Here is a 1,566-nt window from a genome sequence, read left to right on the forward strand (position 1 = left end):
TCCACCGTCAGCATCGAGGGGCCACGGGCTTCTCAGCCCGAGGCCGCGATCCTGACAAGATCATGTCCTTCTTCCCCCTCAAGTTCGAAGAGCCCCCATAGACGCGACCGTCATCAAGCTGGCGCGCGAGCTCGTCGAGCAACTGAGGCCGACCCTGTCGGGTGGGTGAGGCGGGGGCGCGGACCTCCACGCGCCGCTCGACGACCCGGACGGCAGAAAGACCCGAGGCCGCGACTCGCGCTTGTTCCCACGTTCGGTGCCGGCAGCTGGCCGAACACCACTTGGCGATCGGGCCTACGGGAGCGCGGAGTTATCGGGCCACCGCACCAACCGCACGTGCCAGCCGCGGCCCGTCGCGCCGTCCCGCTCGCGGCGTCTTGAACCGACGTGAGGTTCCGTGATCGCGTCGGCGAGGCGTCTGATTTCTCTTGCTGCTCGCGAAGACGCCGTTCGCGCTCCCGACGACGCGCGCGGTACTCGGGGCTGCCCCTGCTTGCCATGCCCTCAGCGTCCGAAGAAACGTTCCGAAACTCGTCACCACGAATTGCCGGAGCCGCAGATGCAAGAGGTGTGCTCGATCGCGATCTTGATCGCTGCACTTGCTGATGAGAACCTTGTCGGGTCCGGCGACGCCGTCGTTACATCGGTGCGGGTGAGCTCGCAGAGGTGTGTTGGCGCGGGGTTCTCGGGTGCCGCTTGATTGCTGCCGTAGAGCGCGTGGGTCTGTATCCCTGGCAGAGGACCCTCCGGACTTCCCGTCCTGCGGAGACCCCCCACCGCGCCGCTCCCGCACCTGACACCGCGGGAGCGCCAGGTGCTCAACTCCTCGCCGCCGACCTGCCGGTGGCCGTGATCGGCGCCAGGGTCGGTCTCGCGCCCAAGACGGTCGCCAACCACGCCTCGGCGGTGTTCGCCATACTGCACGTCGTCGGACGGGCGGACGCCGGCGTGTGGGCGCCTGGCGCGGCTGGGCTGGACCTGCATCGGTCTCCCGGCATCTTGGGGTGCACACATGGGAAACGCCGTTCTGAGCTCCATAGACGCAGGTCGTCGACGAGCGACAACCGGCAGGTTGTCGGTCGAACGCCGTCGCTGCAACGCGGGGTGTCGCGCGTGACGAAACGGAATTTGTGGCGTTGCCCTGCGTCTGTGGTGGCGGCGTCAGCGGCGGGGGTCGGGGAAGTCGAGACTGGTGTACCCGGGGGCGCGCTTGGCCAGGGATGAGGCGAGGACGCCGGTGCTGATGTCGTGGTAGTCGTGGACTTCGGCCGTGTCCTTGCCCGGGAACGGCCGGAGGATGCGCCCGGCGTACTGCACGAGGCGGCCCTTGAAGGCGACCGGCGCGGCGAGGAACAGGGTGTCCAGCGCCGGGCAGTCGAAGCCCTCGCCGATGTAGGGGCCGGTGGCGACGGCAAGCAGCGGCGGCCGGTCGGGTCGGGGCTGCAGGCGGCCCAGTGCCGCGGCGCGGGCTTTAGCCTCGATCTTCCGTGATCTTGATGCGGAGCATGATCATCGGCTTCTGGTCCCGTGTGGGCGTCAGGATGGCATTGGGGTGTGACGGATCGG

At 68.6% G+C, this 1,566-nt stretch carries 1 protein-coding gene; it reads right to left on the reverse strand.

Going from position 1 to position 1,566, the window contains the following annotated elements; genetic code table 11:
• Window positions 1-1,161: 1,161 nt before the first annotated feature.
• Window positions 1,162-1,317, reverse strand: a complete 156-nt coding sequence (locus BLW04_RS29070) for a hypothetical protein (protein WP_254782002.1) — start codon at window positions 1,315-1,317, stop codon at window positions 1,162-1,164.
• Window positions 1,318-1,566: the final 249 nt, after the last annotated feature.

It is taken from the genome of Modestobacter sp. DSM 44400 (assembly GCF_900107175.1).
Classification (GTDB): Bacteria; Actinomycetota; Actinomycetes; order Mycobacteriales; family Geodermatophilaceae; genus Modestobacter.